Source organism: Pseudomonas sp. 273, from assembly GCF_029201425.1.
In the GTDB taxonomy this organism is placed as follows: domain Bacteria; phylum Pseudomonadota; class Gammaproteobacteria; order Pseudomonadales; family Pseudomonadaceae; genus Pseudomonas; species Pseudomonas delhiensis.
Window position 1 is genome coordinate 6772768 of the sequence record NZ_CP116775.1, and the last position, 24331, is coordinate 6797098.

Below are 24331 nucleotides of genomic sequence, written 5' to 3' on the forward strand. Positions count from 1 at the left end.
GGAACCCGCATGGCCGTTAAGAAACGAGGTCTCGGACGCGGGCTGGACGCCCTGCTCAGTGGCTCCAGCGCCGCCACCCTGCAGGAAGAGGCCGTCCAGGCGGACAGCAAGGAACTGCAGCACCTGCCGCTGGACCTGATCCAGCGCGGCAAGTACCAGCCGCGCCGCGACATGGACCCCCAGGCTCTGGAAGAGCTGGCGCTGTCCATCAAGGCCCAGGGGGTGATGCAGCCCATCGTGGTGCGCCCCCTCGACAAGGGCCGCTACGAGATCATCGCCGGCGAGCGCCGCTGGCGCGCCAGCCAGCAGGCCGGCCTGGACACCATCCCGGCGCTGGTGCGCGAGGTACCGGACGAAGCCGCCATCGCCATGGCGCTGATCGAGAACATCCAGCGCGAGGACCTCAACCCCCTCGAGGAAGCCGTCGCGCTGCAACGCCTGCAGCAGGAGTTCCAGTTGACCCAGCAGCAGGTCGCCGACGCCGTCGGCAAGTCCCGCGTCAGCGTGGCCAACCTGCTGCGCCTGATCGCCCTGCCCGAGGAGATCAAGACGCTGCTCTCCCACGGCGACCTGGAGATGGGCCATGCCCGCGCACTGCTCGGCTTGCCCGAGGCGCGGCAGGTGGAAGGTGCGCGACATGTTGTCGCACGCGGCCTCACCGTGCGCCAGACCGAGGCACTGGTACGCCACTGGCTCAACGCCCCCAGCGAACCTGCCAAGGTGGTCAAGTCCGACCCCGACATCAGCCGCCTGGAACAGCGCCTGGCCGAGCGCCTGGGCGCTCCGGTGCAGATTCGCCATGGCCAGAAGGGCAAGGGGCAACTGGTGATCCGCTACAACTCGCTGGACGAGTTGCAAGGGGTTCTCGCCCACATTCGCTAAGACCATCGTCTGTGTAGCGATAGTCGGAAATCACTACCCGGCTGTTGAATGGGTATGCCCGGCCCCCTATACTCTGCGCGCAATTTTGTCGGCACAAAGTATGCCAAGTTGTTGATTTGCGAAGCCGACGCCAGAGGACTTTGAGACAGATGGAACCCCGCAAGCCGAACCGCCTGCCCTTCCATCGCCAACCGGCTTTACGCCTGTTGCTCGTCCAACTGGCCGTGGTGCTTCTGGGGGCTGGCGTCCTGTTTTTCACCCGGGGCGTGGTGGCCGGCTATTCTGGTCTGCTCGGCGGGCTGATCGCCTGGCTGCCGAACGTTTATTTCGCATACAAGGCGTTCCGCTACAGCGGGGCGCGCTCGGCTCAGATGATCGTCCGCTCCTTCTATGCGGGCGAGGCCGGGAAGCTGATTTTGACGGCAGTGCTCTTCGCATTGGCGTTCGCAGGCGTGAAGCCGCTGGAGCCCCTGGCTCTGTTCGGCCTCTACCTGTTGACCTTGATGGTCAGCTGGTGCGCACCCCTGCTGATGGGACACACATTTACAAGACCTTAGAGCGATTGAGGCAAACATGGCAGCAGAAAGCGCTTCGGGTTACATCCAGCACCACTTGCAGAACCTGACCTTCGGTCGTCTGCCGGAAGGTGGCTGGGGGTTCGCCCACACAGCCGAACAAGCCAAGGAAATGGGCTTCTGGGCATTCCACGTCGACACCCTGGGCTGGTCGGTATTCCTCGGCCTGGTGTTCATCCTGATCTTCCGCATGGCGGCCAAGAAGGCCACCAGCGGCATCCCGGGTGGCCTGCAGAACTTCGTCGAAGTGATGGTGGAGTTCGTCGACGGCAGCGTGAAGGACACCTTCCACGGGCGTAACCCGCTGATCGCGCCGCTGGCGCTGACGGTGTTCGTCTGGATCTTCCTGATGAACCTGATCGACCTGGTGCCGGTGGACTTCCTGCCGCTGGCCGCCGCGAAGATCACCGGCAACGAGCACCTGTTCTTCCGCGCCGTGGCCACCACCGACCCGAACGCCACCTTCGGCATGTCGATCGCGGTGTTCGCCCTGATCATCTTCTACAGCATCAAGGTCAAGGGCATCGGCGGCTTCCTCGGCGAGCTGACCCTGCACCCGTTCCACAGCAGCAACATCGTGGTGCAGATCATCCTGATCCCGGTGAACTTCCTGCTGGAGTTCGTCACCCTGATCGCCAAGCCGGTTTCCCTGGCCCTGCGTCTGTTCGGCAACATGTACGCCGGCGAGCTGATCTTCATCCTCATCGCCGTCATGTTCGGCTCCGGCATCCTCTGGCTGGGCGGCATGGGCGTGGTGCTGAACTGGGCGTGGGCGGTGTTCCACATCCTGATCATCACCCTGCAGGCCTTCATCTTCATGATGCTGACCATCGTCTACCTGTCGATGGCCCACGAAGACAGCCACTGATCCAAAGATTCTGACCGTCCCCCGCCACGTGGCGGGGGCGGAAAGGAAGTTTCACCACCTTAACTTGCTTCAAAACTTAACCAACACGACAGAAAGTCGGGAGGAAAAATGGAAACTGTAGTTGGACTCACTGCTATCGCCGTTGCTCTGCTGATCGGTCTTGGTGCCCTGGGTACCGCAATCGGTTTCGGCCTGCTGGGCGGTAAATTCCTGGAAGGCGCTGCCCGCCAGCCGGAAATGGTTCCGATGCTGCAGGTGAAAATGTTCATCGTCGCCGGTCTGCTCGACGCCGTGACCATGATCGGTGTTGGTATCGCACTGTTCTTCACCTTCGCTAACCCGTTCATTGCTCAGGTAGCCCACTAATTTCCGGCTTTCCGGAAATCCGTGACTGACAACGAACGAGCGAGGTGTTGGCGTGAACATTAATGCAACTCTGATCGGCCAGGCCATTGCGTTCGCCATCTTCGTCATCTTCTGCATGAAGTTCGTGTGGCCGCCGGTCATCGCGGCTCTGCACGAGCGTCAGAAGAAGATCGCCGACGGCCTGGACGCAGCCAACCGTGCGGCTCGTGACCTGGAACTGGCCCACGAGAAAGCGGGCCAGCAACTGCGCGAGGCCAAGGCTCAGGCGGCCGAAATCATCGAGCAGGCGAAGAAAAGCGCCAATCAGATCGTTGATGAAGCCCGTGACCAGGCCCGTGCCGAAGGCGATCGCATGATCGCCCAGGCCAAGGCTCAAATCGAACAGGAACTGAACAGCGTCAAGGACGCCTTGCGTGCCCAAGTGGGTGCCCTGGCCGTGTCCGGCGCCGAGAAGATCCTGGGTGCTTCGATCGATGCCAACGCGCAAAAGCAGCTGGTTGATCAACTGGCCGCCGAGATCTAAGCGAGGGCGATATGGCAGAACTGACCACGTTGGCTCGTCCTTACGCGAAGGCGGCTTTCGAGTACGCCCAGGCTCATCAGCAATTGGCCGATTGGTCCGCTGCTCTGGGTGTGCTGGCTGCAGTGTCGCTGGACGACACCGTGCGCCAGCTGCTCAAAGAGCCTCAGCTGACCGCAGCGGCGAAAGCTGAAGCCCTGATCGACGTTTGTGGCGACAAGCTCAATGCTCCGGCCCAGAACTTCGTCCGGACTGTGGCTGAAAACAAGCGGCTCGACCTGCTGCCGACCATCGCTGAGATGTACGAGCAGCTGAAGGCCGAGCAGGAAAAGCTGGTCGAGGTCGAAGTCGTGAGCGCCTTCGCCCTGGACCAACAACAGCAGGACAAACTCGCCAAGGCTCTCAGCGCCCGGCTCAGTCGCGAAGTGCGACTCCATGCGTCGGAAGACGCGAGCCTGATCGGCGGCGTGGTGATCCGCGCCGGTGACTTGGTAATCGATGGCTCGGTGCGCGGCAAGATCGCGAAACTGGCTGAAGCGTTGAAATCTTGAGTTTGAAGGGGCAGCGGCATGCAGCAACTCAATCCTTCCGAAATTAGTGAAATCATCAAGGGGCGCATCGAGAAACTCGATGTAGCCTCGCAAGCGCGCAACGAAGGCACCATCGTTTCTGTTTCCGATGGCATCGTGCGCATCTTCGGTCTGGCCGACGTCATGTACGGCGAGATGATCGAATTCCCGGGCGGCGTCTACGGTATGGCGCTGAACCTGGAGCAAGACTCCGTCGGCGCCGTGGTACTGGGTGAATACCAGGACCTCAAAGAAGGCATGAATGCCAAGTGCACCGGCCGCATCCTGGAAGTTCCGGTTGGTCCGGAACTGCTGGGCCGCGTGGTCGACGCCCTGGGCAACCCGATCGACGGCAAAGGCCCGATCGATGCCAAGCTGACCGACGCCGTCGAGAAAGTGGCACCGGGCGTGATCTGGCGTAAGTCGGTAGACCAGCCGGTACAGAGCGGCTACAAGTCGGTCGATGCCATGATCCCGGTAGGCCGTGGCCAGCGCGAGCTGATCATCGGCGACCGTCAGATCGGCAAGACCGCCCTGGCCGTCGACGCCATCATCAACCAGAAGGACAGCGGCATCCGCTGCGTCTACGTAGCCATCGGTCAGAAGCAATCGACCATCGCCAACGTCGTACGCAAGCTGGAAGAGAACGGTGCCCTGGCCAACACCATCGTGGTCGTTGCCAGCGCCTCCGAATCCGCTGCCCTGCAGTACCTGGCGCCGTACTCCGGCTGCACCATGGGCGAATACTTCCGCGACCGCGGTGAAGACGCCCTGATCGTGTACGACGACCTGTCCAAGCAGGCCGTTGCCTACCGCCAGATCTCCCTGCTGCTGCGCCGTCCGCCGGGCCGTGAAGCCTACCCGGGCGACGTGTTCTATCTCCACAGCCGCCTGCTGGAGCGCGCTTCCCGCGTTTCCGAGGAATACGTCGAGAAGTTCACCAATGGCGCCGTGACTGGCAAGACCGGTTCCCTGACCGCCCTGCCGATCATCGAAACCCAGGCTGGTGACGTTTCCGCGTTCGTTCCGACCAACGTGATCTCCATCACCGACGGTCAGATCTTCCTGGAAACCTCGATGTTCAACTCGGGTATCCGTCCGGCCGTCAACGCCGGTATCTCGGTATCCCGTGTGGGCGGCGCGGCCCAGACCAAGATCATCAAGAAGCTCTCCGGCGGCATCCGTACCGCACTGGCGCAGTACCGCGAACTCGCGGCCTTCGCCCAGTTCGCTTCCGACCTGGACGACGCCACCCGCAAGCAGCTCGAGCATGGTCAGCGCGTTACCGAGCTGATGAAGCAGAAGCAGTACGCGCCGATGTCCATCGCCGAGATGTCGCTGTCCCTGTACGCCGCCGAGCGTGGCTTCCTGCAGGACGTCGAGATCGCCAAAGTGGGCGCCTTCGAACAGGCGTTGATCGCTTACTTCCAGCGTGAGCACGCCGCTCTGCTGGCGAAGATCAACGAGAAGGGTGACTTCAACGACGAAATCGACGCGGGCATCAAGGCCGGTATCGAGAAGTTCAAGGCCACCCAAACCTGGTAAGCCGCAGCGGGGGCCGGTAACGGCCCCCGCCTGCTAACCCGATAGGTGTGAAATGGCAGGCGCAAAAGAGATTCGCAGCAAGATTGCGAGCATCAAAAGCACGCAGAAAATCACCAATGCCATGGAAAAGGTGGCGGTGAGCAAGATGCGCAAGGCACAAATGCGCATGGCGGCCGGCCGTCCCTACGCGGAGCGCATTCGCCAGGTGATCGGCCATCTGGCCAACGCCAACCCGGAGTACCGTCACCCGTTCATGATCGAGCGCCCCGTCAAGCGCGTCGGTTACATCGTGGTGAGCTCCGATCGCGGCCTGGCCGGCGGCCTGAACATCAACCTGTTCAAGGCGCTCGTCAAGGACATGTCCGTCCAGCGTGAAGTTGGTGCGGAGATCGACCTGTGCGTGATCGGTGCCAAGGGCGCATCCTTCTTCAAGAGCTATGGCGGCAACGTGGTCGCTGCCATCAGCCACCTGGGCGAAGAGCCGTCGATCAACGATCTGATCGGCAGCGTCAAGGTCATGCTGGATGCCTACCTGGACGGGCGTATCGATCGCCTGTACGTGGTTTCCAACAAGTTCGTCAACACCATGACCCAGAAGCCGACCGTGGAACAGATGGTTCCGCTGGTGGCCGAGGACAACGAAGCCCTGAAACACCATTGGGACTACCTCTACGAGCCCGACGCCAAGGCCCTGCTCGACGGCCTGCTGGTGCGCTACGTGGAATCCCAGGTGTACCAGGCGGTGGTTGAGAACAACGCCTGTGAGCAGGCGGCCCGGATGATTGCAATGAAGAACGCTACCGACAACGCCGGTGACCTGATCAGCGAACTGCAGCTGGTCTACAACAAGGCGCGTCAGGCGGCGATCACCCAGGAAATCTCGGAAATCGTCGGCGGCGCTGCCGCGGTGTAAGAACAGGTTCAAAATTCAGAGGAACCAGACATGAGTAGCGGACGTATCGTTCAAATCATCGGCGCCGTGATCGACGTGGAATTCCCGCGCGATGCCGTGCCGAGCATCTACGAGGCCCTGAAGGTTCAGGGCGTCGAAACCACCCTGGAAGTCCAGCAGCAGCTGGGCGACGGCGTGGTCCGTTCCATTGCGATGGGTTCCACCGAAGGCCTCAAGCGTGGCCTGAACGTGGAAAGCACCGGCGCAGCCATCTCCGTCCCGGTCGGCAAGGCCACCCTGGGCCGCATCATGGACGTCCTGGGCAACCCGATCGACGAAGCCGGCCCCATCGGCGAGGAAGAGCGCTGGGGTATCCACCGCGAGGCTCCCTCCTACGCTGACCAGGCTGGCGGCAACGAGCTGCTGGAAACCGGCATCAAGGTGATCGACCTGGTCTGCCCGTTCGCCAAGGGCGGCAAGGTAGGCCTGTTCGGTGGCGCCGGCGTCGGCAAGACCGTGAACATGATGGAGCTGATCCGCAACATCGCCATCGAGCACAGCGGTTACTCCGTGTTCGCCGGTGTGGGCGAGCGTACCCGTGAGGGCAACGACTTCTACCACGAGATGAAGGACTCCAACGTTCTCGACAAGGTAGCCCTGGTCTACGGCCAGATGAACGAGCCGCCGGGCAACCGTCTGCGCGTGGCGCTGACCGGCCTGACCATGGCCGAGAAGTTCCGTGACGAAGGCCGTGACGTACTGCTGTTCATCGACAACATCTACCGTTACACCCTCGCCGGTACCGAAGTATCCGCACTGCTGGGCCGTATGCCGTCCGCAGTGGGTTACCAGCCGACCCTGGCCGAAGAGATGGGCGTGCTGCAAGAGCGCATCACCTCCACCAAGCAAGGCTCGATCACCTCGATCCAGGCCGTCTACGTTCCCGCGGACGACCTGACCGACCCGAGCCCGGCGACTACCTTCGCCCACCTCGACGCCACCGTGGTACTGTCCCGTGACATCGCCTCGCTGGGTATCTACCCGGCCGTGGACCCGCTGGACTCCACCTCCCGTCAGCTGGACCCGCTGGTCATCGGCCAGGATCACTACGACACCGCTCGTGGCGTGCAGTACATCCTGCAGCGCTACAAGGAGCTGAAGGACATCATCGCGATCCTCGGCATGGACGAACTGTCCGAGTCCGACAAGCTGCTGGTGGCCCGTGCTCGTAAGATCCAGCGCTTCCTGTCCCAGCCGTTCTTCGTGGCGGAAGTCTTCACCGGTTCCCCGGGCAAGTACGTCTCCCTGAAGGACACCATCGCTGGCTTCAAAGGCATCCTCAACGGCGACTACGACCACCTGCCGGAGCAGGCGTTCTACATGGTCGGCGGCATCGAAGAAGCCATCGAGAAAGCGAAGAAGCTGTAATCCGTGCGCCCGGCAACGGGCGCTTACGTGAGGCAAGGGTATGGCTATTACTGTCCACTGCGACATCGTCAGCGCCGAAGCGGAGATCTTCTCCGGTCTGGTCGAGCTGGTCGTCGCGCACGGCTCCCTCGGCGATCTGGGTATCGCCCCGGGCCATGCGCCGCTGATCACCGAGCTCAAGCCGGGTCCGATCCGCGTGGTCAAGCAGGGTGGCGAGCAGGAGGTGTACTACATCTCCGGCGGCTTCCTCGAAGTACAGCCGAACATGGTGAAGGTCCTGGCCGACACCGTGATCCGTGCGGGCGACCTCGACGAAGCGGCCGCTCAGACCGCGCTGAAGGAAGCTGAGAAGGCTCTGCACGCCAAAGGTGCCGAGTTCGACTACAGCTCCGCTGCAGCCCGCCTGGCCGAAGCCGCAGCGCAACTGCGCACGGTCCAGCAGGTTCGCAAGAAGTTCGGCGGCTGAGCCGGCTCGCAACGGCCGCGGCCCTCGGGATCGGCGACGAATCCGGGGCCGAGGCTTTAGCGACCTAGGGGAAAAGGGTAGCCTTGGCTACCCTTTTTCTTTTTCTACATCCAGCGTTACCAGGACGGTCCAACTTCATGTCCCTCGAAATCGTCATCCTCGCCGCCGGCCAGGGCACGCGCATGCGTTCGGCCCTGCCGAAAGTCCTCCATCCGGTCGCCGGCAAACCCATGCTGGCCCACGTGATCGATACCGCGCGGGGCCTGTCGCCCAAGCGTATCCATGTGGTGATCGGCCATGGCGCCGAACGGGTGCGCGAACGCCTGCAGGCCGATGACCTGAATTTCGTGGTCCAGGAACAACAGCTGGGCACCGGCCACGCCGTGGCCCAGGCCGCGCCCTACCTGAGCGCCGATCGTGTGCTGATCCTCTACGGCGACGTGCCGCTGATCGAGCTGCCGACCCTCGAGCGCCTGCTGCAGCAGGTCAGCGCCGAGCAGTTGGCGCTGCTCACCGTGGAGCTGAACGACCCCACCGGCTACGGCCGGATCATCCGCGGCCAGGACGGTGAGGTGAAGGCCATCGTCGAGCAGAAGGACGCAAGCCTCGAGCAGCGTGCCATCCGCGAGGGCAACACCGGCATCCTCTGCGTGCCGCGCCAGCGCCTGGAGGGCTGGCTGGGCCGGCTGTCCAACGCCAACGCCCAGGGCGAGTACTACCTCACCGACGTCATCGCCATGGCGGTGGCCGACGGCCTGCGCGTGGCCACCGCGCAACCCCAGGCAGCCATGGAAGTGCAGGGCGCCAACGACCGCCTGCAGCTGGCCGAGCTGGAGCGCTACTACCAGCTGCGCATCGCCCGCCGCCTGATGGCCCTGGGCGTGACCCTGCTGGACCCGGCGCGCTTCGACGTGCGCGGCGAGGTCAACGTTGGCCGCGACGTGCTCATCGACGTCAACGTGGTGCTGGAAGGCCGCGTGGACATCGAGGACGACGTGCAGATCGGCCCGAACTGCACCATCCGCAACAGCGTCCTGCGCCGTGGCGCCATCATCAAGGCCAACAGCCACCTGGAAGGCGCCGACGTCGGCCCCGGCAGCGACGTCGGCCCGTTCGCCCGCCTGCGCCCCGGCAGCGTGCTGGAAAGCCAGGTGCATGTGGGTAACTTCGTCGAGCTGAAGAACGCCCACCTGCACGAAGGCGTGAAGGTCGGCCACCTGACCTACCTGGGCGACAGCGAGGTCGGTGCGCGCACCAACATCGGCGCTGGCACCATCACCTGCAACTACGACGGCGCCAACAAATGGCGCACGGTGATCGGCGAAGACGTCTTCATCGGCTCCAACAACTCCCTGGTGGCGCCTGTGGATATCGGCGCCGGCGCCACGACCGGCGCGGGTTCCACCATCACCGCCGAGGTCCCGGCGCAGACCCTCGCGGTCGGCCGCGCCAAGCAACGGGTGATCGAGGGCTGGAAGCGCCCGGAGAAGATCAAGAAGTCCTGACGGCCTGTGGATAAGACTTCGTCCACAGCGAACGGGCGCCTGCCGTGAAGTTATGCACAGGCGCCCGCGGCCGCAGCGTCCCCGGCTGAACGATCCACAGGGACGGCTTTTCACCCGGCGCCCAGGCGCCGGTTCCTGCCCCTGGAGTTATCCACATGCTCGGCGTCGCCATCCTGATCTTCCTGATCACCGACCCCTTCGGCAACATCGCGGTGTTCCTCGCCGCCCTCAAGTCGGTACCGGCCGAACGCCGGCTCAAGGTGGCGCTGCGCGAGCTGCTGTTCGCCCTCGGCCTGCTGCTGCTGTTCCTCACCCTGGGCGAGCACATCCTCACCGGCCTGGGGCTGTCGAAGGAAGCCACTGGCATCGCCGGCGGCATCATCCTCTTCGTGGTCGCCATGCGCCTGATCTTCCCCACGCCCCAGGGCGTGCTCGGCGACATGCCCGACAGCGAGCCGCTGCTGGTGCCCCTGGCCACCCCGGCGGTGGCGGGCCCCTCGGCGCTGGCCATGCTGATCACCCTGCGCACCACCTACACTGGTCCGCTATGGGAGCTGTACCTGGCGGTGATCCTGGCCTGGGCCGCGACCGCGCTGATCCTGCTGCAGGCCTCGTTCCTGCAGCGCTTCCTCGGCCCGCGCGGGCTCACCGCCGTGGAGCGCCTGGCCGGCATGCTGCTGATCATGCTCAGCGTCAACATGCTGCTGCAGAACATGCGCAGCGTGCTGCACATCGTCGGATGACCGTGGAGCCACCATGCGCCACCTGTGCCTGATGTTCACCGCCTTGCTGCTGGCCGCCTGCGCTGGCCGGGGCGGCCTGGAGATAGATCGCGAGCATCCCTCGCGCAACCAGGACAGCCGTGTCCAGTACATCATCATCCACTACACCTCGGCGGACCTGCCGCGCTCGCTGCAGCTGCTGACCCGCGGCGAGGTCAGCGCCCACTACCTGATCGGCGCCGACCCGCCGACCATCTACCAACTGGTGGACGAGAACCGCCGCGCCTGGCACGCCGGGCAGAGCGAGTGGCAGGGCCGCACCTGGCTGAACTCCACCTCGATCGGCATCGAGCTGGTCAACCCCGGCTACGTCGACGGCCCCGACGGCCGCACCTGGGTACCTTATCCACAGGGGCAGATAGACGCGCTCATCCTGCTGCTGAAAGACATCGTCAAGCGCCAGGGCATCACTGCCGAGCACATCCTCGGGCACAGTGACATCGCCCCCCAGCGCAAGGTCGACCCGGGCCCGGCCTTCCCCTGGAAGCGCCTGGCCGACGCCGGCCTGATCCCCTGGCCGCAGCCGGGCGACCTGGCGCGCCGCCTGGCCGAGCTGAACGGCCAACTGCCGGCGCCCGGCTGGTTCCAGCAGCAACTGGCGCGGCATGGCTACGCGGTGCCGCTCGACGGCCAGCTGGACGAGGCGACGCGCAACGTCATCGCCGCCTTCCAGATGCGCTACCGGCCGGCGCGCTTCGACGGCGAGCCGGACCTGGAGACCGCCGCGCTGCTGCTGGCGGTGCCCACCTCCATGGCCGCGCCGGCCGCTCAGACCGGCAGCAGCATGTAGATGCGCGTGCCCTGGCCGGGCTGCGAGCGCACGCCGATGCGCCCGCCGTGCAGCTGCACGATCTCCTTGCACAGGGCCAGGCCGAGGCCGGCGCCGCCGGCGCGCCGGCCGACCTGCACGAAGGGCTCGAAGATGCGCGCCTGCTGGCTGTAGGCGATGCCCTCGCCGGAGTCCTCCACCGCCAGCATCACCCGTTGGCCCTGGCGCTGGGCGAGCAACTGCACGCTGCCGCCCCGCGGGGTATGGCGTAGGGCGTTGCCGATCAGGTTGTCCAGTGCCCGCTCCAGGCGCAGCTGGTCGACATCCAGCACCGGCAGCTGGTCCTCCATCACTATCCCCAGGCCGATGTCATGGGCCTGGGCGCGGGCGAGAAAGCGCTGGCGCGCCTGCTCCAGCAACTCGCCGACCGAGCAGGGGCGGCGATCGAGTTTCTGCTGGCCGTCCTGGTAGCGGGAGAAGTTCAGCAGGTCTTCGATCAGCCGCACCAGGCGCTGCATTTCCTCGTCGACGGTATCGGCCAGCTCGCGCTCGCGGCTGCCCTCGGGCAGCGCCAGGCGTTCGCGCAGCAGGGCGAAGGCCATGTGCAGGCCGGTGACCGGGGTGCGCAGCTCGTGGGAAGCGCGCAGGACGAATTCGCTGCGTACCCGCTCGAAGGCGCGCAGCTCGGTGACGTCGCGCAGCACCAGCACCGCGCCCATGTTGCGCCCGTCGTCGTGGGTGACCGGGGCCAGGGTCCAGGCCAGCAGGCGGTTCTCGCCGCCGATCTCGACCTGCAGGTCCTGGGGCGTATCGCCCATCGACTCGCCCTGCAGCACCAGGCCGGCGGCCTGCAGCAGCTCCTGGTTGTCGATCAGTTCGCCGAGCAGTTGGCCATGGGGGTCGCTCTGGGAGAACAGCTGGCGGCTGGCCACCGGGTTGGCGTGCTCGATGCGGCTGCGCCGGTCGAGGATCACCAGGCCGTCGTCGATGCTGTCGAGCACCGCCTGCAGGCGCTTCTGCCCGGCCAGTACCGCCTCGATGTTGGTCGCCTTGTACTCGGCCAGGGCCTGGGCCATGAGGCCGAAACGCCGGCTCAGCGAGGCCATCTCGGCCTCCCGCGAGACCGGCAGGCTGACCTCGAAGTCACCCTTGCCGATGTGGTCGGCAGCCTGCGCCAGGGCCTCGATGGGGGCGCCGAAACGGCGGGCGATGCCGTGGGCGGTGACGAAGCCGATGACCAGGATGGCCACCCCCACCAGCCCCAGCAGGCTGGCGATCAGCCAGGCGTGCAGGCGCGAGCTGCGCTCCGCGTCGCTGATGGTCTGGATGGCATGGCTGTGCAGCGCCAGCAGGTACTGGTGCAGGGCGGTGAAGGAGCGGCTGAAGTCGCTTTCCACCACCAGGCTCCAGCGGCTGCTGCCGGAGGAGCTGACCTGGCCCTGGAACTCCTGGTTGGCCTGGTCGATGCGCTCGTAGAGGGTGCGTTCGACGTCGTTGGCAGCCCTCGCCCGGCCTTCGGCGAGGTAGTGGTCGAACTGCCCGCGCAGCACCACCAGGCGCTGCGCATCGGGGCTGTCGCTGAGCAACTGGGCCAGTTGGTCGTCCAGGGACTGGCGCAACTGCTGGCTGCTGGCGATGGTGGCGAAGTTGTGCGAGATCAGCCGCTCCTGCTCGCGGCCCATCAGCATCACGCTGAACACCCCCAGCAGCAAGCCGATCAGGGCCAGGGTGATCAGCGCGGACATGCTCAGGAACATCCGCGAACGCAGCGTCAGCGCGCGTTTCACAGGTTGTACTGCTTGCGCTTGCGGTACAGGGTGGAGGCGTCGATGCCGAGGATCTTCGCCGCCTGGTCGAGGGTCGGGGCGCTGGCCATCACCGAAGCGATGTGGGCCTTCTCCAGCGCCTCCAGGCTCAGCGCCTCGCCGACCCGCGGCACGGCGGCGCCGGCCTGCTCGCCGAGCCCCAGGTGTCCGGGCTCCACCAGTTCCTGGTTGCAGATGATGCTGGCCCGCTCGATCACGTTGCGCAGCTCGCGCACGTTGCCCGGCCAGGGGTACTGCCGCAGCAGCTCGGCCGAGGCCGGGCTGAAGCCACGGGCCGGGCGCCCGTAGTCCTTGACGAAGCGGGCGAGGAAGCGCTCGGCCAGGTCCTGGATGTCCTCGGCGCGTTCGCGCAGTGGCGGCAGGTTGAGGACGATGACGTTGAGGCGGTAGAGCAGGTCCTCGCGGAACGCCCCCTGGGCCACCATGCCGGCCAGGTCGCGGTTGGTGGCGGCGAGGATGCGCACGTCGGCGCGGCGCGTCACCGGGTCGCCGACGCGCTCGTATTCCTTGTCCTGGATGAAGCGCAGCAGCTTGGCCTGCAAGGGCAGGGGGAAGTCGCCGATCTCGTCGAGGAACAGGGTACCGCCGTCGGCCTGGCTGATCCGCCCCTGGGTGCTCTCGCTGGCGCCGGTGAAGGCCCCGCGGTTGTGGCCGAACAGCTCGCTTTCCATCAGCTCGGCGTTGAGCGACGGGCAGTTGATGGTCACGCAGGATTTCTTCGCGCGCTTGCTCCAGCCGTGGATGGCGCGCGCCAGCTCGCCCTTGCCGGAGCCGGATTCGCCGAGGATGAGGATGTTGGCGTCGGTGGCGGCCACCTGGCGCGCGGTCTCCAGCACCGCGGTCATCGCCGGGCTGTGGGATTCCAGTTGCTCGGCCTGGCTGGCCTGGGCGCCTTCGAGGGCTTCCAGGCGCGCGGTGAGCTGGCGCACCTCCAATTGCTTGGCCGCGGCCAGGCGCAATTGCTCGGGGCTGCAGGGCTTGACCAGGTAGTCGGCGGCGCCGGCTTGCATGGCGTCCACCGCGGTGTCCACGGCGGAATGCGCGGTGACTATCACCACCCGCATCCAGGGCGCCTGCAGGCGCATCTGGGCGAGCAGGTCGAGGCCGTTGTCCTCGCCCAGGCGCAGGTCGAGGAAGCACAGGTCGAAGACCTGGCGTTGCAGCAGGGCTTCGGCCTGGGCGGCGCTGGCCGCGGTGGCCACGCTGTAGCCCTGGTCCTCCAGGCAATAGCGGAAGGTGCGCAGGATGGCGGGTTCGTCGTCGACCAGCAGTATTCGGCCAAGCGTCTCCGGAGTGGGGTCCATTCGGGATGCCTCGTAGTGGGAAATACCTTTCGCGTATGCGTCTTTTAGTCCAGGAAATTTCTTGCAAGTTGCAATGAAAATTAGACGCCTCTCTCAAGAATGTCGGACCTGAGCGAAGGAAAGCGGGTGGGAGGGGCGGCGAACTGCCGTTTTCCGTGCAAAACGCATGGCCGGAACGGGCCCGTCGTGCAGGATGCGCGCTGCCCGTTGCCATTCGTTTTCTACAACTATCTGTTTTTCAAGGAATTACCTCCGACCCTCGACCTGGCACGGGGCATGCGAGACATCCGGCGGGAGGCCCGGTGCACCCGCACCGGCCGATCACCAGTCCTTCGGGAGGAGCACGACGATGAACGCTGATGGAGCCAAGGGGGATTCGCTGGGACGGCTGCTGTTGCTGGCCGTCGCCGTGGTCGTACTGCTGGACCGTTGGTATCCGGTCGCTCCGCAGCCTTCCGCCGTGCCGGTGCAGGAACCTGTGTCCAGCGCTTTCCTCAGACAGCCGTCCAGGCTGCAGGACGAACGAATGGCCATCACGGAAGAGGCCGCCAGCGCCACGCTGGTCCGCCAGACCTCGCGTGCGAGCTGGGTGTTCTGAGGCGCCAGCACCGCCTTTCGCCATAAAGAGGAGACATTCCATGCTGAGCTGGGCTCTGACTTTCCTGATCATCGCCATCATCGCCGGGGTCCTCGGCTTCGGTGGCATCGCCGGCGCCGCGACCAGTATCGCCAAGATTCTCTTCGTGCTGTTCCTGGTGCTCTTCGTCATATCCTTCTTCGTCGGGCGGCGCCGTGGCTGACAAGGCCGATCCGAACGGGTACTGAAATCCGCGCCGGCAATGGCGCATGACCAGGGGGCCGGGATGCTGGGGGAGTGGTGAGCCCGCAGCGACCCAGGGGTACAGGGAGTGCCTCCGATGCGGGCCGGGTCGGGTGTGAGGCTGTGAGGGGGAGCTTCGGTGGCTTCTGTGGAGCTTGTGGAAGTTATGGAGCTTGAAGAGCCCCTCTCCCCAGCCCTCGGCTGCGCGCCCCGCCCTGAAGGGAGAGGGGGCTTGTCCGTGCCGAGAAAAGGCCTGGCTTCAGCCGGCAATTTCGGTGCTGGCCGGCTGACTCAGGAATACCCACGCGCGCCGAACGGTCCCCTCTCCCTTCAGGGAGAGGGTTAGGGAGAGGGCGCTCTCAAGGCCCCCTCCACCTCCAACTTCCCTGATATCAATCAACCCCGACCCACCCCCCTGGCCCTCTAAAATATCCCCGCCGCGCCTGGTCACCCGGACGACCATCCATCGCGAACTACAGGCCTCCGCGCCTGCGTCACGGCAGCGCACCCGCGGCAGGGAAAGCGAATGCCTCCCCGGGCCTCGCTTTCCACCCAAAGGGTTCGAAAAAAGCGGCCATCACGGCTTTCAGCCTCTATCCCATGCAAAAAAGCAATGGCCCAGAGGCCTGGAACACCCGTTCCATTTGCCTTTTGCCATGCCGATTGCGCATGGGGTAGCCGTTTCCGGCATTAGACGCGAAGGAGGGGCGTGGGAATCATGCGCCCTTTTTTCGCCCTCCCCGGCCAACCCGGCGGTGGGCGGACCCCGACTTCCACAAGAACCAAGGGTGAACACACTATGGGCAAAGCCAAGCTCAGCCTCGCCTGGCAGATCGTCATCGGTCTGGTACTGGGCATCGCCATGGGTACCGTGCTGAACCACTTCAGCGCGGAGAAGGCCTGGTGGATCAGCAACATCCTGCAGCCGGCGGGCGACATCTTCATCCGCCTGATCAAGATGATCGTGGTACCGATCGTCATCTCCTCGCTGATCGTCGGCATCGCCGGCATGGGCGATGCCAAGAAGCTCGGGCGCATCGGCCTGAAGACCATCGTCTACTTCGAGATCATCACCACGGTGGCCATCGTCGTCGGCCTGGTGCTGGCCAACCTGTTCCAGCCCGGCGCCGGCATCGACATGAGCACCCTGGGCACGGTGGACATCTCCAGGTACGCGCAGACCGCCAAGGAAGTGGAACACCACCACGCGTTCATCGAGACCATCCTCAACCTGATCCCGTCGAACATCTTCGCCGCCATGGCGCGCGGCGAGATGCTGCCGATCATCTTCTTCTCGGTGATGTTCGGCCTGGGCCTGTCCTCGCTGCCGGCGCCGACCCGCGAGCCGCTGGTGAAGATGTTCCAGGGCGTGGCCGAGGCCATGTTCCGCGTCACCCACATGATCATGCTCTACGCCCCGGTCGGCGTGTTCGCGCTGATCGCCGTGACCGTGGCCAGCTTCGGCTTCGCCTCGCTGCTGCCGCTGGCCAAGCTGGTGCTGCTGGTGTACTTCGCCATCGCCTTCTTCGCCTTCATGGTGCTGGGCCTGGTGGCGCGGCTGTTCGGCTTCTCGATCATCAAGCTGATGCGCATCTTCAAGGACGAGCTGGTGCTGGCCTATTCCACCGCCAGCTCCGAGACCGTGCTGCCGCGCATCATCGAGAAGATGGAAGCCTACGGCGCGCCCAAGGCGGTGAGCAGCTTCGTGGTGCCCACCGGCTACTCCTTCAACCTCGACGGCTCGACCCTCTACCAGAGCATCGCGGCGATCTTCATCGCCCAGCTCTACGGCATCGACCTGTCCATCGGCCAGCAACTGATGCTGGTGCTGACGCTGATGGTCACCTCCAAGGGCATCGCCGGCGTGCCGGGCGTGTCCTTCGTGGTCCTGCTGGCCACCCTGGGCAGCGTCGGCATCCCCCTGGAAGGCCTGGCCTTCATCGCCGGCGTCGACCGCATCATGGACATGGCGCGCACCGCGCTGAACGTCATCGGCAACGCCCTGGCGGTGCTGGTGATCTCCAGGTGGGAAGGCATCTACGACGGCAAGCAGGGCGCGCTCTACTGGCAGGCGGTGGAACAGGGCCGCGGCGAGGAGCTGCTGAGCGACGCCCGGCAGAGCACTGCGCACTAACTCTGCGCCGCCCCTGTAGGAGCGAGCTTGCTCGCGAACGGCTCCGCGGCGGGGCGGGTTCGCGAGCAAGCTCGCTCCTACGAAAAGCCGTACCAGCAAGGCCCCGGCAATGTCCGGGGCCTTGGCGTTTCTGGCCCCGGCGCGCCCGCGCCGCTATCATCGCGGCCAACGTCCTTGGGGGGATACTCATGCTCAACGGCCTCTGGCTCGGCTTTTTCCTGGTCGCGGCGGTCACCGCGCTGTCGCGCTGGCTGCTCGGCGGCGATGCCGGGGTGTTCGCCGCCATGGTCGAGAGCCTGTTCGCCATGGCCAAGCTGTCGGTGGAGGTCATGGTCCTGCTGTTCGGCACCCTGACGCTCTGGCTGGGCTTCCTGCGCATCGCCGAGAAGGCCGGCCTGGTGGAGCGCCTGGCGTGGCTGCTGGGGCCGCTGTTCCGCCGGCTGATGCCCGAGGTGCCGGCCGGCCACCCGGCGATAGGCCTGATCACCCTGAACTTCGCCGCCAACGGCCTGGGCCTGGACAACGCCGCCACCCCCATCGGCCTCAAGGCGATGAAGGCGCTGCAGGAACTCAACCCCAGCAGCACCACGGCGAGCAACGCGCAGATCCTCTTCCTGGTGCTCAACGCCTCCTCGCTGACGCTGCTGCCGGTGACCATCTTCATGTACCGCGCGCAGCAGGGCGCGGCCGACCCCACCCTGGTGTTCCTGCCGATCCTCCTGGCCACCAGCGCCTCGACCCTGGTCGGCCTGCTCTCGGTGGCGCTGGTGCAGCGCCTGCGCCTGTGGGACCCGGTGGTGCTCGCCTACCTGGTCCCCGGCGCGCTCGGCCTGGGTGCCTTCATGGCGCTGCTCGCCGGGCTTTCCGCCACCGCGCTGGCGCAGCTCTCCTCGCTATTGGGCAACCTCACGCTGTTCGGCCTGATCGTGCTGTTCCTGGTGCTCGGCTGGCTGAAGAAGGTGCCGGTCTACGAAACCTTCGTCGAAGGCGCCAAGGAAGGCTTCGACGTGGCGAAGAACCTGCTGCCCTACCTGGTGGCGATGCTTTGCGCCGTTGGCGTGCTGCGGGCCTCCGGAGCCCTGGAACTGGTGCTGGACGGCATCCGCTGGACGGTGCTGCAGCTGGGCTGGGACACCCGTTTCGTCGACGCCCTGCCCACCGCGCTGGTCAAGCCGTTCTCCGGCAGCGCGGCACGCGCCATGCTGCTGGAGACCATGCAGAGCCAGGGTGTGGACAGCTTCGCCGCGCGTCTGGCGGCCACCGTGCAGGGCAGCACCGAGACCACCTTCTACGTGCTGGCGGTGTACTTCGGCTCGGTGGGTATCCAGCGCGCCCGCCACGCCGTGGGCTGCGCCCTGCTGGCGGACCTGGCCGGGGTGCTGGCGTCGATCGGGGTGTGCTACTGGTTCTTCGGCTGAGCGGCCGCGCAATTAATAAAACCGGAAAATATTTGAATACCCTTATTCTTCTGAAAGTTCTTTCAGAAACAATTGGGTAATTGAATTTTTAATTGGGCTGTTTCGCGAATCAATACGGTTAATTTTCCATAAGAAATTTCCATTGATCGAATTTAGATTTTCCTCAAACAAAATTAAGGAAAATCGCAATGAGAGGGAAAGTTAGCTGTATTGCGCTATGCGCCCTGCTGGCCGGCTGCAATGGCTGGGTGAAGCCGGAGGCCGATGGCCAGCTCAATTCGAACTATTTCACGGTGCTGTCCGGCCTGCCGGCGCCGGGCCTGATGGTGGCTTCGGCGGTGCAGTGGAATGCCGACTACGCGGTGACCGCGGCCCACGTGCCCTACCTGTCGGGCCTGGCCTATTCCTGCAGCACCCGCTGCGACCTGGTGTTCATCCGCCGCAAGGCGTCCGGGCCGCTGCCCCACTGGCGCGCGCCGCGCAACGGCGAGGCGGTGACGGCGCTGGGCAGCAGCAGCCTGCTGGTGCCGGTGAGCTCCCGCGGGCGGGTGTGGCCGGTGCCCTACCGCAACCTCAGGGAGCCCAACCAGGAGCTGTACGGCATCCATGACGCGGCACTGGCCCAGGGCATGTCCGGCGGGCCGCTGGTGGGGGCCGACGGCAGCGTACTGGGCATGAACATCGGCTACCAGGCCACCGGCTGGGGTGGCGTGCAGCACCCGGGGCTCAAGGGCGCAAAGCGCGTCAGCGTGTTCGTGCCCTACGCGGTGATCGAGCGCGAATGGCAGCTGTTCCAGGCCAGGCTAGCGCGGGAACGGGAGGCGGCGGCGGGGCGTCGGTTGCAGGCGAGCAATCCCTAGCCGGGGGTGATGCCCGCCATGCCTGTCTATTTTTTGGGATTTTTCCGACGAGCTGTCGCGAAGCTTTCACTAGCCTTTCAAACCCTTGAAATTCGGGCCTTCCAGCCATTTTTCATTTGATCTCGGGCAAGTTTTACACATAGGGTTACAAATATCTTCCCGGCCGCTGCCTGCCTCCTCGCGCCCCGGGAAGGCCCCGTGATCGTTTGAAATGGTGTTCCCATGGCTTCCAAGAATTCCAAGGCCAAGGCCGTGTTCCGCGTGGTCAGCGGCAACTTCCTAGAGATGTACGACTTCATGGTGTATGGCTTCTACGCCACCGCCATCGCCAAGACCTTCTTCCCCGGCGACGACCCCTTCGCCTCGCTGATGCTGTCGCTGGCCACCTTCGGCGCCGGCTTCCTGATGCGCCCGCTGGGGGCGATCTTCCTCGGCGCCTACATCGACCGCCATGGCCGCCGCCAGGGCCTGATCATCACCCTGGCGCTGATGGCCATGGGCACCCTGCTGATCGCCTTCGTCCCCGGCTACTCCACCCTCGGTGCGCTGGCGCCGGCGCTGGTGCTGGTCGGCCGCCTGCTGCAGGGCTTCTCCGCCGGGGTCGAGCTGGGCGGCGTGTCGGTGTACCTGGCGGAGATCGCCACGCCCGGCAAGCGCGGCTTCTTCGTCAGCTGGCAGTCGGCCAGCCAGCAGGTGGCGGTGGTCTTCGCCGGGCTGCTGGGGGTGATCCTAAACCACTGGCTGAGCCCCGAGCAGATGGGCGAATGGGGCTGGCGCGTGCCCTTCTTCGTCGGCTGCATGATAGTCCCGGCGCTGTTCGTCATCCGCCGCTCCCTGGAGGAGACCGAAGCCTTCCAGCAGCGCAAGCACCGCCCGCGCCTGGGCGAGGTGCTGCGCTCCATAGGGCAGAACTTCGGCCTGGTGCTGGCCGGCACCGCCATGGTGGTGATGACCACCGTGTCCTTCTACCTGATCACCGCCTACACCCCGACCTTCGGCAGGAACGAGCTGCACCTGTCGGACTTCGACGCCTTGCTGGTGACCATGTGCATCGGCCTGTCGAACTTCTTCTGGCTGCCGGTGATGGGCGCGCTGTCCGACCGCGTCGGCCGCCGCCCGCTGCTCATCGCTGCCACCGTGCTGGCGCTGCTGACCGCCTACCCGACGCTGTCCTGGCTGGTGGCCGAGCCCAGCTTCGCCCGCCTGCTGACGGTGGAGCTGTGGCTGTCGTTCATCTACGGCAGCTACAACGGCGCCATGGTGGTGGCGCTGACCGAGGTGATGCCGGCGGACGTGCGCACCACCGGCTTCTCCCTGGCCTACAGCCTGGCCACCGCCACCTTCGGCGGCTTCACCCCGGCGGCCTGCACCTGGCTCATCCACGCCCTGGACAACAAGGCCGCCCCCGGCCTGTGGCTGAGCGGCGCGGCGCTGCTGGGCCTGGTCGCCACCCTGGTGCTGTTCCGCCGCCGCGGCCGCGCGGCCTCCTCGGGCGGTGCGCTGGCCGGCGCCTGAAGGCCTGCGGCGGTTTGCCACTGGCCAACCCCGGCCGGCCTTGACCTCGATCAAGGGTGGCCGGGGGCGGGCGGAGAAGGATAGGTCAATGACATTTCCTTCTTCTCCCCTGGAGACAACGCCATGCCCACCCCCCTGCACCAGCAAGCCGCGGCGCTCGCCGCCGGCGGCCATGATCACTGGATCGAGACCCTCGACGACGGCAGCCACGTGCTGATCCGCCCGCTGCGCGCCGAAGACCGCGAGCTGGAGCGGACCTTCCTCGAACGCCTGTCGCCGATGACCCGCAAGCTGCGTTTCCACGGCGAAGTGAAGATCAGCGACGCCCTGCTCGACAGCCTGATGGACGTGGACTACCAGGACAACATGGCTTTCGTCGCCCTGGTGCATGACGACGGCGAACTGCGCGAAGTCGGCATCAGCCGCTATGCCAAGGTGGACGACAACCAGTGCGAATGCGCCCTGACCACCGCCGACGACTGGAAGCGCCGGGGCCTGGGCAAGGCGCTGATGCGCCACCTGATCGACGTGGCGCGGCGCAATGGCTTCGCCCAGATGTACAGCATCGACCAGGCCATCGACCGTGACATGCGCGACCTCGCCGTCGAACTGGGCTTCCGCGCCCTGCGCGACCCGGACGACGCCACCCGGGTGATCCGCCGCCTGGCGCTGTAAGGCTCAGCCGTTGCGTCGGCGGCGCCAGAGCAACAGCGCCGCCGGCGGCAGCAGCACCAGCAGCACCGCGCCGCCGCCCAGCGGGTAGGCCATGTCGTCGTCGAGCAGCGGTTTCTCGATGCGCAGGTAGCCGTCGTCCTTGAACAGCTGGCGCGCCGTGTCGCTGGCCAGCTTCAGGCTGACCTTGGCCAGGCGCCGGTCCTCGTTGGGGAACTGGCTGCCGTCGTAGTCGCCCAGCGCGCCCCAGTAGTAGTCGGCGAGGCTGGCGTTGCTCGGCGTGCTCCAGGCCAGCTGCGCCCGCTGCACGCGCTGGATGCGGGCGAAGCGCTGGGCGTCCAGGCCGTGCTGGCGGATGTTTTCCACCACCTCGCCCAGGGCCTTCAGGGTGGCCTCCTGGTCCTCCCGGGCGATGTCCGCGTTGAGGCTGAGGAAGCCCTGGTTGGCGTAGGACGTGCGCTCGCTCCAGGGCCCGTAGGACAGCTCGCGGTGTACCCGCAAGTCGGCATAGAGGGCGTCGCTCAGGTAGGCCTGCAACAGGTCGAGGGCGGCGCCGTCGGCTTCGGCCGGCTCGGGGAAGATCCAGTGCACCACCGCGCCCTCGCCGAACAACCCGCTGTTCAGCGTTCGTTGGCGTGCCGCCGGGCCCTGCATTTCCGGCAGTTCGCGGCGTTCCGGCGTGGCCCGGTCGGGCAGGCTGCCGAAGGTGCGGCTGAGGTAGGCGGGCAGGCGCGGGTCGAGGTCGCCGACCACGATCAGCGTCATGTTGGCCGGCACGTACCAGTCGCTGCGCAGCTTCTCCAGCTGGGCCTGGGTCAGGTGCGCCACCTGCGGGCGCTCGGCGCAGGCCAGGCCGAGCTCCACGGCGAGCTGCTCCTGGCCCGGGCGGCTGATGTTCTGGTGGTCGAGGAAGCGCTGCAGGTGCGAGTAGTGGCCGCCATCCTCGCGGATCAGCACCTGCTTGGTGGCTTCCACCCGGGCCTTGTCCAACTGCGTGCGGGTGAGCACTTCCAGCAGCAGGTCGAGCACCTGGCGCTGGGTGGCCGCCGGCGCCTCGATGACGAAGGTGGTGTCGCCCTCGCTGGTGTAGGCGTTCCACTGGCCGCCCAGGGCCTGCATGCGCGCCTCCAGGTCGGCCTCGTCGCCGCCGTCCAGGCCGCTGAAGAACAGGTGCTCCAGCAGGTGCGGCAACTGCCGGTCATGGCAGCTGAAATCGGAAAAGCCGACGCCCACCACCAGGCGGATGGACACCGAGCCGCGCTGGCTGGTCGGCTTGAACAGCACGCCCATGCCGTTCTGCAGCTGGTAGCCCTCCACCGTCGAACGCGAATCGGCGAACGACCAGCCGCCGCCGAGCAGGAAGAGGAGGGGGAGGAACAACCAACGCATGGGCCAGGCCTGGAAAAGCAAAGCCAGGAGAATAGCGGATTGCCGCCGATCCACCTACCCATGGGCGGCACCCGTGGCGACGGGCTGCGACCTGCGCAGGCCCGGTCTATCATCAGGCGTGGCACCCGGGGCCACTACTGGCCTTTCGCTGGCATGCCCCCTCATCGCCCATTGCGGAGGCCGTACGCATGCGCGTCCTGATCACCGGCGCGGCCGGCCACATCGGCCAGAACCTGCTCAACGAACTGGCGATCCAGCACCGCGACTGGACGCTGGTGGCCGCCGACGTGCGCAGCCTGCCGGCGCAGCACCTGCGGCCGAACGTCGAGCCGGTGCAACTGGACATTGGCCACCCCCGGCAGGTGCGCGACTGCGTGCGGCAGTGGCGCCCGCAGGCCATCGTGCACCTGGCCTCGGTGGTCAACCCGCCGCCGCAGATGTCCGCCACCCGCCTGCACACCATCGAGGTCGGCGGCAGCCGCGCGCTGTTCGAGGCGGCGGTGGAGCACGACGTGCGCCAGCTGGTGGTGGCCAGTTCCGCCGCGGCCTACGGCTTCCACCCGGACAACGCCGAGCTGATCGACGAGAACCACCCCCTGCGCGGCCAGTCGCAGTTCCCCTACGCCCGCCACAAGCACGAGATCGAGCAACTGCTGGCCGGCCTGCGGCAGAGTTGTCCACAGCTGCGCCAGCTGGTCCTGCGCCCCGGCACCATCCTTGGCCGGGGTGTGCACAACCCGGTCACCGACCTGTTCATGGGGCGCTCGGTGCTGGGGATAAGTGGGCGCTGCAGCCGCTTCGTGTTCATCTGGGACCAGGACGTGGTGAACATCATCCGCCAGGGCCTGGAGCGCGGCAGCGAGGGCATCTACAACCTGGCCGGCGACGGCGCGCTGAGCCTGCGCGAGATCGCCGGACTGCTGCGCAAGCCCTACCGCGCCCTGCCGGCGCCGCTGCTGCGCAGTGCGCTGGCGCTGCTGCGGCCGGTGGGGCTGGCGCCCTTCGGCCCGGAACAGGTGGACTTCATGCGCTACCGGCCGGTGCTGGACAACGCCCGGCTGAAGCGGGAGTTCGGCTACCAGCCGCGGTATTCCAGCCGCGAGGCGTTCCTGGCCTTCGTCGCGGCGCGGGGGTTGGGGGCGGGGTAGGGGGCGCAAGCTCGCGCCGGACTGGCTTTTCGTAGGAGCGAGCTTGCTCGCGAACAGTGCTCAGTTGTGACTTCGGTG

The 24331-nt window shown here is 66.0% G+C and carries 24 protein-coding genes; 21 read left to right on the forward strand and 3 right to left on the reverse strand.

What is annotated here, in order from left to right; genetic code table 11:
* Positions 1-9: 9 nt before the first annotated feature.
* The 13 genes from PKO50_RS30995 to PKO50_RS31055 all read left to right on the forward strand — a co-directional run bounded on the left by PKO50_RS30995 (position 10) and on the right by PKO50_RS31055 (position 11188).
* Positions 10-882, forward strand: coding sequence for a ParB/RepB/Spo0J family partition protein (locus PKO50_RS30995; RefSeq protein WP_109935332.1), 873 nt, complete (start codon positions 10-12; stop codon positions 880-882).
* A 149-nt stretch (positions 883-1031) separates the two neighbouring features.
* Positions 1032-1439 carry a F0F1 ATP synthase subunit I gene (locus PKO50_RS31000; RefSeq protein WP_109935331.1) on the forward strand — a complete coding sequence of 136 codons (408 nt, stop codon included), beginning with the start codon at positions 1032-1034 and terminating at the stop codon, positions 1437-1439.
* Between the two features lie 16 nt (positions 1440-1455).
* Positions 1456-2325 carry a F0F1 ATP synthase subunit A gene (atpB, locus tag PKO50_RS31005; RefSeq protein WP_109935330.1) on the forward strand — a complete coding sequence of 290 codons (870 nt, stop codon included), beginning with the start codon at positions 1456-1458 and terminating at the stop codon, positions 2323-2325.
* A 108-nt stretch (positions 2326-2433) separates the two neighbouring features.
* The gene (gene atpE, locus PKO50_RS31010) at positions 2434-2691 is read left to right on the forward strand and encodes a F0F1 ATP synthase subunit C (protein ID WP_043256731.1); all 258 of its coding nucleotides are present in this window, start codon (positions 2434-2436) and stop codon (positions 2689-2691) included.
* A gap of 52 nt (positions 2692-2743) precedes the next feature.
* Complete coding sequence (locus tag PKO50_RS31015) at positions 2744-3214, forward strand: F0F1 ATP synthase subunit B (RefSeq protein ID WP_109935329.1); 471 nt, start codon at positions 2744-2746, stop codon at positions 3212-3214.
* Positions 3215-3225: 11 nt separating this feature from the next.
* Entirely contained in the window at positions 3226-3762 is a 537-nt protein-coding gene (locus PKO50_RS31020; protein ID WP_109935328.1) for a F0F1 ATP synthase subunit delta, read from the forward strand.
* Between the two features lie 18 nt (positions 3763-3780).
* Entirely contained in the window at positions 3781-5325 is a 1545-nt protein-coding gene (atpA, locus tag PKO50_RS31025; protein WP_109935327.1) for a F0F1 ATP synthase subunit alpha, read from the forward strand.
* Between the two features lie 52 nt (positions 5326-5377).
* Positions 5378-6238, forward strand: coding sequence for a F0F1 ATP synthase subunit gamma (gene atpG, locus PKO50_RS31030; protein ID WP_109935326.1), 861 nt, complete (start codon positions 5378-5380; stop codon positions 6236-6238).
* A gap of 30 nt (positions 6239-6268) precedes the next feature.
* Positions 6269-7645, forward strand: coding sequence for a F0F1 ATP synthase subunit beta (gene atpD, locus PKO50_RS31035; protein ID WP_109935325.1), 1377 nt, complete (start codon positions 6269-6271; stop codon positions 7643-7645).
* Positions 7646-7685: 40 nt separating this feature from the next.
* On the forward strand, positions 7686-8111 hold the full coding sequence (locus tag PKO50_RS31040) for a F0F1 ATP synthase subunit epsilon (protein ID WP_089392554.1): 426 nt from the start codon (positions 7686-7688) through the stop codon (positions 8109-8111).
* Between the two features lie 137 nt (positions 8112-8248).
* Positions 8249-9616 (forward strand): bifunctional UDP-N-acetylglucosamine diphosphorylase/glucosamine-1-phosphate N-acetyltransferase GlmU, encoded by a 1368-nt coding sequence (gene glmU / locus PKO50_RS31045; protein ID WP_275628155.1) that lies wholly within the window; start codon positions 8249-8251, stop codon positions 9614-9616.
* 149 nt (positions 9617-9765) lie between these two features.
* Complete coding sequence (locus PKO50_RS31050) at positions 9766-10359, forward strand: MarC family protein (RefSeq protein ID WP_275630554.1); 594 nt, start codon at positions 9766-9768, stop codon at positions 10357-10359.
* Between the two features lie 13 nt (positions 10360-10372).
* The gene (locus tag PKO50_RS31055; protein WP_275628156.1) at positions 10373-11188 is read left to right on the forward strand and encodes an N-acetylmuramoyl-L-alanine amidase; all 816 of its coding nucleotides are present in this window, start codon (positions 10373-10375) and stop codon (positions 11186-11188) included.
* Here the strand turns inward: PKO50_RS31055 and PKO50_RS31060 are convergent.
* Positions 11167-12924, reverse strand: a complete 1758-nt coding sequence (locus PKO50_RS31060) for an ATP-binding protein (RefSeq protein ID WP_275630555.1) — start codon at positions 12922-12924, stop codon at positions 11167-11169. The two genes, PKO50_RS31055 and PKO50_RS31060, sit on opposite strands and share 22 nt — an antisense overlap.
* Before the next feature lie 26 nt (positions 12925-12950).
* The gene (gene algB / locus PKO50_RS31065) at positions 12951-14297 is read right to left on the reverse strand and encodes a sigma-54-dependent response regulator transcription factor AlgB (RefSeq protein WP_109935322.1); all 1347 of its coding nucleotides are present in this window, start codon (positions 14295-14297) and stop codon (positions 12951-12953) included.
* Positions 14298-14646: 349 nt separating this feature from the next.
* Between algB and PKO50_RS31070 the strand changes: the two genes are divergently transcribed.
* The 7 genes from PKO50_RS31070 to PKO50_RS31100 all read left to right on the forward strand — a co-directional run bounded on the left by PKO50_RS31070 (position 14647) and on the right by PKO50_RS31100 (position 21719).
* On the forward strand, positions 14647-14895 hold the full coding sequence (locus PKO50_RS31070; RefSeq protein ID WP_089392548.1) for a hypothetical protein: 249 nt from the start codon (positions 14647-14649) through the stop codon (positions 14893-14895).
* 40 nt (positions 14896-14935) lie between these two features.
* On the forward strand, positions 14936-15097 hold the full coding sequence (locus tag PKO50_RS31075) for a DUF1328 domain-containing protein (RefSeq protein WP_009614390.1): 162 nt from the start codon (positions 14936-14938) through the stop codon (positions 15095-15097).
* 819 nt (positions 15098-15916) lie between these two features.
* Positions 15917-17251, forward strand: a complete 1335-nt coding sequence (gltP, locus tag PKO50_RS31080) for a glutamate/aspartate:proton symporter GltP (RefSeq protein ID WP_275628157.1) — start codon at positions 15917-15919, stop codon at positions 17249-17251.
* 188 nt (positions 17252-17439) lie between these two features.
* Positions 17440-18669, forward strand: a complete 1230-nt coding sequence (locus tag PKO50_RS31085) for a spore maturation protein (RefSeq protein ID WP_109932460.1) — start codon at positions 17440-17442, stop codon at positions 18667-18669.
* 188 nt (positions 18670-18857) lie between these two features.
* On the forward strand, positions 18858-19529 hold the full coding sequence (locus PKO50_RS31090) for a serine protease (protein ID WP_109932458.1): 672 nt from the start codon (positions 18858-18860) through the stop codon (positions 19527-19529).
* A 222-nt stretch (positions 19530-19751) separates the two neighbouring features.
* The gene (locus PKO50_RS31095) at positions 19752-21044 is read left to right on the forward strand and encodes an MFS transporter (RefSeq protein ID WP_275628158.1); all 1293 of its coding nucleotides are present in this window, start codon (positions 19752-19754) and stop codon (positions 21042-21044) included.
* A 123-nt stretch (positions 21045-21167) separates the two neighbouring features.
* The gene (locus PKO50_RS31100; RefSeq protein ID WP_109932454.1) at positions 21168-21719 is read left to right on the forward strand and encodes a GNAT family N-acetyltransferase; all 552 of its coding nucleotides are present in this window, start codon (positions 21168-21170) and stop codon (positions 21717-21719) included.
* 3 nt (positions 21720-21722) lie between these two features.
* On the opposite strand, the gene PKO50_RS31105 is transcribed toward PKO50_RS31100, so the two are convergent.
* Entirely contained in the window at positions 21723-23105 is a 1383-nt protein-coding gene (locus PKO50_RS31105) for a pitrilysin family protein (RefSeq protein WP_275628159.1), read from the reverse strand.
* 188 nt (positions 23106-23293) lie between these two features.
* Here PKO50_RS31105 and PKO50_RS31110 point away from each other — a divergent pair, with 188 nt between their 5' ends.
* A complete protein-coding gene (locus PKO50_RS31110) occupies positions 23294-24253 on the forward strand; it encodes an NAD-dependent epimerase/dehydratase family protein (RefSeq protein WP_275628160.1) in 960 nt (319 codons plus the stop codon).
* Positions 24254-24331 lie beyond the last annotated feature (78 nt).